The 261-nt window shown below is 66.7% G+C and carries 1 protein-coding gene; it reads right to left on the reverse strand.

The window, feature by feature from the left end; all coding sequences use genetic code 11:
- On the reverse strand, positions 1–155 hold a 155-nt coding region (locus AC0L20_RS41230), incomplete at its 3' end, for a YraN family protein (protein WP_473295867.1).
- Positions 156–261: the final 106 nt, after the last annotated feature.

Raw genomic sequence — 261 nt, forward strand, 5'->3', positions numbered from 1 at the left:
CGCCGCGCGATCAGGTCGATCTCGCCGAACCGCGTTCGGTGGCGGCGCGCCAGGATCCGGTAGCCTTTCACCATCAATGCCGCAGCCGCCAGCCACTCGCTGCGGTGGCCGCGCCGATAGGCCTGCTGGCGGCTGGCGACCGGGCGCTCAGCCATCGTCGTGTTTCCCGGTGTCGCCATCCTTCCCGGCATCGCGATTCTTCCCACTATCCTTGAGTTCGAGCAATCGCCGGTAAAGCGTCTGCTTCTGGCCACCGGTCAT

Source organism: Bradyrhizobium sp. Kon58 (genome assembly GCF_055807455.1).